This window comes from Sandarakinorhabdus sp., assembly GCF_031422795.1.
Classification (GTDB): Bacteria; Pseudomonadota; Alphaproteobacteria; order Sphingomonadales; family Sphingomonadaceae; genus Sandarakinorhabdus.
On the sequence record NZ_JANPML010000315.1, the window covers coordinates 1 to 9,037 of the forward strand.

A 9,037-nucleotide genomic window follows, 5' to 3' on the forward strand; every position below is an offset into this window, starting at 1 on the left:
CGCATCGGCGTTTCGAGGCGCGGCAGATAGACGGCGGCGTTGAGCAGCAGCGCATCGAGCGCCAGGCCCATGCCATGGAATTCATCGGCAAAGCGGCGCACGCTGGCCTGATCGCCCAGATCGATGTGCAGCAGGCGACGATTTTCGGGCGCGATGCCAGTTTCTGCCGCCACGCGTTCGGCCTTGGCGAGATCGCGGCAGGCCATGATCACCAGCCAGCCCCGGTCGCTCAGCGATTTGGCCGCCCACAGGCCGACTCCGGAAGAAGCGCCGGTGATGATCACCACAGGTTGCACCGACATGAAGACTCCGTAATATTCGCGCAGCACGGTGCTTTTGACTCAATCCCCCGGGAACGGCAAGACAAGGTGAACGATGCGGTGGGGGCCATGCAGGCACTTTCAGACTTTCTTGCCAGAGTGAAGCCGCCGATCACGCCGGCGCTGGTTGTGCGCCGCGCCGCGATGGAGGCCAACCTGGCCGCCATGCAGGCCGCCTGCACCGGCGCAGGTGATGCTGGGGGCGTGCGGCTGCGGGCGCACGGCAAGATGCACAAGTGCAGCACGCTGGGCCGGCTGCAGATCGAAATGGGTGCGGTAGGCTTGTGCTGCCAGACGGTGGGCGAGGCCGAAACCTATGTGCATGCCGGGATTGGCGATGTGCTGGTGACAGCGCCGGTGCCGCCGTGGGGCTGGGCGCGGTTGGCGGCGCTGGCTGGGCGCACGCGGGTGGGCGCGGTGATGGACAGCGCGGCGCAGGCCCAGCAAGGGGGCACGGCAGCGCTGGCGGCCGGCGTGGTGCTGGATGCCTATGTTGATGTTGATCCGGGCATGGGCCGGGCCGGGGTGGCGCCTGCGGACGTGGCGGCGCTGGCGGCCAGCATCGTGGCCCAACAGGGCCTGCGCTATGCCGGCATCCAGGCCTATTGCGGCCATCATCAGCATCTGCCGCCGGCGCAGCGCGCGGCGGCGCATGCCGATTGGACGGTGCGATTGGCGGCGCTGGTGGCGCAATTGCAGGCAGCGGGCCTGGCGCCGGAACAGGTAACCGGCGGCGGCACCGGCACGGCGGCGCTGGATCTGGCGGCCGGCGTCTATACCGAGATTCAGCCGGGCAGCTATGCCGTGATGGACGTGGAATATGGCGATCTGGGTGATCTGCCGTTCGCGCCAGCGCTGTTTGTGGCGGCAAGTGTGGTTTCGGCCAACCATGCCAGCCATGTCACCATCGATGCCGGCCACAAGGCGCTGCACCCCAATGGGCCTGCTAGCCGGGTCGTGCTTCCGCCGGGCAGCGCCTATCGCCCGGCCGGCGATGAGCATGGCGCGATCATTCCGCCGAACGGGGCAAGCGAAGGCGATCTGGTGTGGCTGCAACAGGGCCATGTCGATCCGACCATCGCCTTGCACGACGCGCTGTTCGTGGCCGACGAAGATGGCAATCTGGAGCGTTGGCCCATCGACGCGCGGCGGGCCAGCCTGTGACCTGGAAGCTGGGTATCGTCGGCGGCTCTGGCCTTTATGCCATTGATGGCTTGGAAGACGGGCGCTGGGTGGCGGTGGAGAGCCCGTGGGGCGAACCGTCTGATGCGATTCTGACCGGGCGGATTGCTGGCGTCGAAATCTGCTTCCTGCCGCGCCATGGCCGCGGGCATCGGATTCCGCCGCACCAATTGAACGTGCGCGCCAACATCGACGCGCTGAAACGGCTGGGCTGCACTGATCTTGTTGCGGTATCGGCGGTCGGATCGCTGAATGCGGCGATGGCGCCGGGCGATTTCGTCGTGGTCGATCAGTTCATCGATCGCACCAAGGGCCGGCCTTCGAGCTTCTTTGAAACCGGTCTGGTCGCGCATGTGCCGATGGCCGATCCGGTCTGCCCGCGCTTGTCGGCGTTGGCGGCCGATGCCGTGGCGGCAGCTGGCGGCACGCTGCACCGCGGCGCCACCTATCTGGCGATGGAAGGCCCGGCCTTTTCCACCCGCGCCGAAAGCCGGTTGCACCAGGCCTGGGGCTGCGATCTGGTCGGCATGACGGCGATGCCGGAAGCCAAATTGGCCCGCGAGGCGGAGTTGCCGTACGCGCTGGTCGCCATGGTGACCGATTTCGATTGCTGGCATGACGGGGCGGATGTTGACGTCACCGACATCATGGCGGTGATGCACGGCAACGCCGCGCTGGCCCGCAGCATGATCGTGAAATTGTGCGCCAGCCTGCCGGCGACGCGCCCACCCAGCCCGATCGATACGGTGCTGGATCAGGCAATCATGACAGCAGCGCAAGCGCGGGACGCCGCCAGCCAAGCGAAGAACAGCGCGATCCTGTCGCGCTGGCTGGCAAAAGGGCGCGCTGGCTGAACCGCCCGCGCCTGCTATCGAGGGTGACATGAACCGCATCACCATTTCCACGTCCGGGCCGGTTTCGGCGTTACAGGCGGGTGCTGGCCAGCGCCTGCATTTTGCCCACGCCACCGGCATGAATGCCCAGCTTTATGCCGCTGTGCTGGCGCCGCTGGCGGATCGCTTTGCCATCACGGCCAGCGATGCACGCGGCCACGGTTTTACCGGGTTGGATCGTGATCCGTCCCATTTGACCAGTTGGGATGATTTCGCCGCCGATCTGGGCCGGCTGCTCGACGTGATCGAAGCCGGCAGCCGGTGGATTCTGGCCGGGCATTCGATGGGGGCGACCGTGTCGTTGCTGGCGGCGGCGATGCGCCCCGATCGCATCGCCGGGCTGGTGCTGCTCGATCCGCCGATGCTGCCCTTTGATGTGGCGCGCCAGGTTCGCGCCGGTGCCATCCTGCCCGATCATGCCATGGTGGAACAGGCAGCGCGGCGGCGCGGAATGTTTCCCAGCCGCGCCGAGGCGCGCGCTGCCTATCACGGCCGCGGCGTGTTCCGCAGTTGGAGTGATGCCGATCTGGATGCCTATCTGGCCGGCGGGCTGCGGGAGACCGATGAAGGCGTCGAACTGGCATGCGCGCCGGCCTTTGAAGCGGCAACTTTCCGGGCCGTGTCGCCGGGCGTCGAACCGGCGCTGGCCGCTGTCCGTTGCCCGTTCATCCTGCTGGCGGGGGATCAGGGATCCACAGTGCAGGATGCCGAACTGGCCGGCTTTGCTGCTCACCCGCAGTGCATTTCGGCCGAACGCATCCCCGGCACCAGCCACTTCCTGCCGTTGGAGCGCCCCGATCTGGTGCGCGCCGCCATCGCGCGGATTACGGCTTTTTCTGAGGAACCGTGAAGCGGCCGGTGACGCGGCCGCCGGGGTTGCTGGGCGAACGGGCATCAAAACTGGTGGTGCGATTGGCAAGGTTCCACACCACGCGCGCGCCTTCCAGATGATCGGTGCCGCGATCCAGCTTCACATTGCCGATCAGCGTGACCAGCTTGCCATTCACATCGTAAATGCCGCTGTTCGACGTGGCGCGCATCGTATCCTGACGCAGCCGCACATTGCCCAGCGCATCGAGCCGCTGCACCTGCGGATTGCCTGCACCATCCTTGGCATAACGGATGCGCACGCGATCGGCGTTCAGGGTCATGCTGCCTTGGCGGATCACCACGGCGCCCGAAAAAATCGCTTCATTCTCGTCATCGGCGATGTCGACGCGGCCGGCGTCCACATCGATGGGGGCGTTGCTGTCAAAGCGTTGGGCCGCCACCGGGCTGGCGAACAGCATCATGATCAGGAAAGGCAGGCGCATGTTCATCCTCTGCCGCCGCGCTGTGTGATGCGCAAGTGAACATTGCCGATCAGGCTGACCCGCTTGCCGGCGAGATCACCGGTCATGCGGTTGCTGCGGAAACTGCCGATCGGTACCCGGCCGGATACCGGCGCATCGGTTTTCACCGTGCGGCGTTTCAGATCAATGGCCACCGTATCGGCATCCACGACATAGCCGCCGTCTGAGCGCAGCTGCACCGGGCCGGCGACTTCCAGCCGGTCTTCCTCGATGAAATAGCGGCCTGATGGGGCGGCGACCGTGGCCGGGCCGTCCTTGCCCTCCAGCCGGGCGGCGAGGCCTGTAAGCACCACCACTGGTTCGGCGCTGCTGCGCTGCACGGCACTGCCCGCCGAGATCGAGAAGGCTTCGCCGCCCGCCGTCTTGCCGCGATATTCGGCGCGGTTCACCCGCAGCCGTTCCTGGGACAGGGCCACCTGATCCTTGGCCAGCAGGAAGGAAAATTCCTGCGCATTGAGCAAGGGCCACACCAATATGGTCATGCCGATCAGGAAAGCCGCCGCCGGCAGCGCCACTTTCAGCACCGTCATGCGCCGATCATGCCCGCTGCCGGGCAAAGCAGCCTGTTGACGCCGCGAAAGTGGGCGGGAAAGGGGCGTGGTGGCCACAGTGCGGGTGCGTTCGATCAATCGATCACAGGTGCGCGAAGATATCCTGCTCGGCCCAGCCGACCAGATCCAGTTCGGCGCGGGCGGCGAGGAAATCGAAACAGGCGCCTGCAAGTTGGGTGCGGCCTTCGCGGGCCAGTCGCTGCGTCAACACGGCGTGGGCGCGGTGCAGATAGCGCACATCGCTGGCGGCATATTCCTTCTGCGCATCTGAAAGCTCAGACGCGCCCCAGTCGCTGGACTGCTGCTGCTTGGAGATTTCCACGCCCAGCGTTTCCTTAAGCAGATCCTTCAGGCCATGGCGATCGGTGTAGGTGCGCACCAGTTTCGATGCGATCTTGGTGCAGAACACCGGCGTTGCCCATACGCCCAGAAACTGGTGGATCACCGCCACGTCAAACCGGGCGAAGTGCATCAGCTTCAGCCGCGCCGGATCGGCCAGCACCGCCTTCAGGTTGGGCGCGTCATACTGGCCGGGGGCAAAGCGCACCAGATGTTCATCGCCGCCGCCATCGCTGATCTGCAGCAGGCACAGCCGGTCGCGGTGCGGATTGAGGCCCATGGTCTCGCTGTCCACCGCCACCGGGCCGGGGGCAAGGATGTCGGCAGGCAGGTCGCCTTCGTGAAGATATACGGTCATGGGCTTTGCGTTAGCAGGCCCCAAACCTCCTGTCATCCGCAGCGCTGCGATCTGTGGCGGTCGATTCGCCGCTTTGGCGGTGCCGGCAGGGCGCGTGGTTTCACAAAACACGCTTCGTCCCGCCCAAGGCCTCGGCCCGTCCCGCTGCCATCCGGATTGAAAGCTGAGGTTCATTTTGGCGGGGTCATATGGCGCCACTGGTCGATGCCGTTGCCCCCCGCAGCCGTATCGGCCAGACCCGCCAACAGGGGTGGGGGCAACAACTGACACCAACAACGTCAAGGAGTTGCGTGATGAAATCTGCCCATGTCCTGATGCTGGCACCTTTATTGCTGGCTTTTGCAATGCCGGCTGCGGCGGAACCCGGAAAGCCGCCCCCCCCGCCCGAAGCCCCGCCTGAAACCCCAACCAACAGCACGGCGCCGGTACCGCCGGCTCCGCCTGCGCCGCCCCCGCCTGAGCCGCAAATGCCGCCAGAGCCGCCCGCGCCGCCGCAACTGCCGCCGGGCCCGCCGCGCGTCTGAGTTGGGGAGCCACCGGCCGGCAGGCCCTCGCCGGCCGGTGGCCACGGCGCCATCACCATGGCAAGATGCTGCCATGGTGATGGCTGTCGATCTGCCCGAGGTGAAGGCGCTGCTGGTGGCAGCCGCGCGCAGTGGCCGCGATTTGTCTTATTCCGAAATGTTGCTGGCGCTGGGCTACCGTTTTTCCCGGCCCAAGATGCGCAGCCTGTGCCGTCTGCTCGATGCCATCGACGTGGATGGCCGCGCCGCCGGGGAACCGGATCTGGCGGTGTTGGTGGTGCGCGAATCAGATCGTTTGCCCGGCCAGGGCTGGTGGGTGGGCCGCAGCGACGCGCCCGCCGATTGGAACGGCCCGGCCGCCCGTGCGTTCGTTACCGAACGGCAGCAGGCGGCCTTTGATTGGTGGCAATACCGCTAGAATCTATTGCGGTCGTTCGCGGTTCTCATTGTACCCGCGCTGCTGGCCGTTGCCGCGCTGGCCGCCGTCGCCGCGCGGTTCTGGCCGCGACTCTGGGCGCGGTTCATAGCTTTGCTGCGGGCGTGGTTCGGGCCGGGGCTGGGGTTCGGGCCGGGACTGGGGTTCGGGCCGGGATTGGGCGACCTGGCGTTGTGGCCCGTCGCCGCCCATCCGGCCTTGGCGTTCCGGCGGTGGCGGGCTCATGCCGCCAGCCACGCGATCGGAAATTCCGCCGCGCGGTTCCCCTCGCTGCTGACCATCGCCGCGCCGGCCATTCCAGCCGTTCCCGTCGCCGCGATTTTCGTTCGCGACGCGCGGTGGGCGGCCGTCGCCGCGATTCCAGCCGCCGGGAACGCCCGGCTGCACGCCATCGCGGCGCTGGCCGTCGCGGTTCCAGCCGCCGCGCGGTTGGTTGCCGTTCCAGCCGGGCTGCGGCTGGCCGCCCAGATCGCGGCCGATGCGATCGCCCACGCTGCCGGGCTGGCCGCGGCGCGGATCACCACGCCAGCCGTCGCCCCGGTTGTCCCAGCGCCGATCATCATCGCGCCGGCCATCATTGCGCCAATCAGTTCCACGGCGGCCATTGTTCCAGCCCCCATTCCAGCCTTGATTGCCGTTCCAGCCGCGATTGCCGCCATAGCCCGGCGCGCGCCAGCCCCAGCTGCGATCCCACGGCTGGTTCCAGCCCCAGTATGGCGCGTGCTGCCAGCGGCTGCGGCCCCACCAGTTGTTGCCGGTGTTCCACGGATAGATGCGGCCGCCAAAGCCGCGCGCATACAGATTGCCGCGCGGCACCCACACCCACGACGGGCCATACCAGCTGTTGAAATTGTCGTATCCGAATCCGGAACCAAAACCGAAACCGACGTTCCAGCTGACGCGCGGCGGGATTGGCGCCCAGCCCACCACATCATCGGCTTCGCGCCAGGCGACCCAGCTTGGCCCCCAGGTCACATCGGGCACCCACACCCAGCCCACGGCTTGGTCAAAACCCCAGCGGCCATAATGATCGGTGGCCCAGCCCCAGGGGTCAGCCGACAGCCAGAAGCGGTTTTCCAGCCATTGCCCGTTCTGATAGGGGCGCCAATTGTTCTGCACATTGGGCACGAACACCAGGCCCCACTGCGGCGATTGCAGCCAGCGGCCATAGCCGTTCAGCGGTTGGCGGAACACGTCGATGCTGGGCACGTCTTCCGGGCCCCACTGCGCGCCGGGTTGCGCTGGCCAATCGGTGGCATAACCGCCCATCACCGGCTGATAGCCCGATGGATAGCTTGGCGCGACGCCCGACGCGTAATCAGGATAGGCGCAGCCCGCCAGCGTGGCAGCCAGCAGCAGCAGGGCAGAACGGGAGAGTGACACAGGCAGCGCCTTTCACAGGGTTATGGCCGTTCTTTCGCACCCGCTGGCTTTCGCATTCCTGAATATTGCGAAAATATTTCAGCGCGGGATCTTTGCCTGCATCAGGCATTCGCCGCCGGTGGGCAACGGCCCCCCGTTGGTTCCATTGGCGCGCAGCAGCCGGATGGCATAAGGTGCCATGCCGCCATTGTCGTGGCCCACGTCAGGCACCAGCGCGCAGCTCCAGCCGAAACGCACGCCGGCCTGTTTTGCGGAACCTTGCGCGGCGGCATAAAAGGCGATGCCGCGCGCCAGCCGGTGCGGGCCCTGCGCCATGGCTTCGGGCTGGCGCGGCAGGCTGGGATAATTGGGATCATTGTCGGCGGTGCCCTGCATGATCAGCATCGGCGACGCGAATGCCCGTTCAGGCTGCCACAGGCCGGGCGGCAGATTGCCCACGCCAAACGGCCAGCGGTTGCTGCCGCTGGGCCAGGTATAGCTGCCGCTGTTGGCCGCAATCGCCCGGCTCATCTTGCGGCCAAAGCCGAGCATGACAAAGCGGTGGACGAACTGTGCGCCCGCCGAATGGCCGAACAGCACATAGGTTTTCGCTGTCAGTTTCTCGCGCGCCACCAGCCGATCAAAGATGATGTCGATCGATGAATAGCTCCACGCCGAACGTGGCCGCAGGCTGCCATCGACGGCAAACATCGCGCCATAACTGTAATTGTCGTTGGTCGGGAAACCGCCCTTGGTAAATTCCGGCACCACCACGATCAGGCCTTCGCGGGTCGCCATGTCCACCCATTCAGCGACATAGCGATCGGCATCGCGGCCCACGCCGTGCATGACGAACATCACCGGCGCATCGGCCTTGGCAGTGGCCGGGCGCAGCACCCAGACCGGGATCGGCGCCCCGCCCCAACCCGCCACTTCAAAGCGGCTGACACCGGCGGCAGCCAGCACCGCCGGCACCTGCGCGATCCCGGCCAACGGCACCCGCTGCTGCACCGGCTGCCCGGCAAAGTCGCGGATCAGGGCATCAACGTCGGGCTGGGCCGCAGCCAGCGGAGCAGCGGCCATCGCGGCAGCAAGCAGGCCGACCGAAGTCCGCATCAGCCAATCCCCTTCATCAGAAAGTGCCGCGCAGCTGCACGTAGAATTCGCGGCCTTTCAGCTGGTGATAGTCCGGGCGATAGCCCAGCGATTCATCAACCAGCGGCGGCAGCGTGTTCAACACGTTGTTCATGCCCAGCCGCAGCCGCACATTCTGGCCCTTGTTGATGGGCAGGCGATAATCGGCAAACATGTTCACCCGCCAATCTTCCTTGACCTGCCAGAACTGGGTTTGCCCGTTCACCGTGATATCGGCGTTGGTGTCGGTGAAACCGGCGATATAGCGCACCGAACCGCCCAGGCCGAAATCGCCAAGGGTCCAGCCCCAGGTGGTGCTGGCGCGCCAGCGCGGATTGCCATCCAGCTGCACGCGATTGACCTGCAGGATGGTGAAATCGGTGCCAAAGGCGCTGTTGTTGTTGCCGGCCAGCGAGTTCAGCAGTTCGTTGCGCTCCACATCCAGCGTCATCAGATAAGTGGCTTCGACATTGAGGCGGAAATCGCCGAGCTTGCCCCAATCAAACGCCATGTTCAGGCTGAAATCGAAACCGTCGGCAATCTGCTTGTCGAGGTTGATATAGGGATCGCGGATGAACTGCACGGC

10 protein-coding genes and 1 pseudogene are annotated in these 9,037 nt (G+C 66.3%); 4 read left to right on the forward strand and 7 right to left on the reverse strand.

Translation table 11 applies throughout. The features are described from left to right. Positions 1-302 (reverse strand): SDR family NAD(P)-dependent oxidoreductase (locus RMO81_RS11460; protein ID WP_310476010.1); only part of this gene is annotated, 302 nt, incomplete at its 3' end. A 117-nt stretch (positions 303-419) separates the two neighbouring features. On the opposite strand from RMO81_RS11460, the gene RMO81_RS11465 reads away from it, so the two are divergent. Genes RMO81_RS11465 through RMO81_RS11475 form a run of 3 tightly spaced genes read left to right on the forward strand, consistent with a single transcriptional unit; the run spans position 420 to position 3,245 of the window. Continuing rightward, a complete protein-coding gene (locus RMO81_RS11465) occupies positions 420-1,484 on the forward strand; it encodes an alanine racemase (protein WP_310476011.1) in 1,065 nt (354 codons plus the stop codon). Next, a complete protein-coding gene (mtnP, locus tag RMO81_RS11470) occupies positions 1,481-2,356 on the forward strand; it encodes an S-methyl-5'-thioadenosine phosphorylase (RefSeq protein ID WP_310476012.1) in 876 nt (291 codons plus the stop codon). The genes RMO81_RS11465 and mtnP overlap by 4 nt, the downstream gene beginning before the upstream one ends. Positions 2,357-2,384: 28 nt before the next feature. Beyond that, a complete protein-coding gene (locus RMO81_RS11475) occupies positions 2,385-3,245 on the forward strand; it encodes an alpha/beta hydrolase (protein WP_310476014.1) in 861 nt (286 codons plus the stop codon). Here RMO81_RS11475 and lptA read toward each other — a convergent pair. The 3 genes from lptA to RMO81_RS11490 all read right to left on the reverse strand — a co-directional run bounded on the left by lptA (position 3,220) and on the right by RMO81_RS11490 (position 4,995). After that, complete coding sequence (gene lptA, locus RMO81_RS11480; protein WP_310476015.1) at positions 3,220-3,708, reverse strand: lipopolysaccharide transport periplasmic protein LptA; 489 nt, start codon at positions 3,706-3,708, stop codon at positions 3,220-3,222. The genes RMO81_RS11475 and lptA overlap by 26 nt on opposite strands. Before the next feature lie 2 nt (positions 3,709-3,710). Beyond that, positions 3,711-4,277, reverse strand: coding sequence for an LPS export ABC transporter periplasmic protein LptC (lptC, locus tag RMO81_RS11485; protein WP_310476016.1), 567 nt, complete (start codon positions 4,275-4,277; stop codon positions 3,711-3,713). 103 nt (positions 4,278-4,380) lie between these two features. Then, on the reverse strand, positions 4,381-4,995 hold the full coding sequence (locus RMO81_RS11490) for a ribonuclease D (protein ID WP_310476017.1): 615 nt from the start codon (positions 4,993-4,995) through the stop codon (positions 4,381-4,383). A gap of 597 nt (positions 4,996-5,592) precedes the next feature. On the opposite strand from RMO81_RS11490, the gene RMO81_RS11495 reads away from it, so the two are divergent. After that, a complete protein-coding gene (locus RMO81_RS11495; RefSeq protein WP_310476018.1) occupies positions 5,593-5,937 on the forward strand; it encodes a ribose-phosphate pyrophosphokinase in 345 nt (114 codons plus the stop codon). 3 nt (positions 5,938-5,940) lie between these two features. Here RMO81_RS11495 and RMO81_RS11500 read toward each other — a convergent pair whose 3' ends face one another. The 3 genes and pseudogenes from RMO81_RS11500 to RMO81_RS11510 all read right to left on the reverse strand — a co-directional run. Then, entirely contained in the window at positions 5,941-7,338 is a 1,398-nt protein-coding gene (locus RMO81_RS11500) for a DUF6600 domain-containing protein (protein ID WP_310476019.1), read from the reverse strand. Positions 7,339-7,416: 78 nt separating this feature from the next. Next, a complete protein-coding gene (locus RMO81_RS11505) occupies positions 7,417-8,433 on the reverse strand; it encodes a hypothetical protein (protein WP_310476020.1) in 1,017 nt (338 codons plus the stop codon). A gap of 16 nt (positions 8,434-8,449) precedes the next feature. Then, positions 8,450-9,037, reverse strand: a pseudogene (locus tag RMO81_RS11510) (TonB-dependent receptor); the annotation flags it as partial.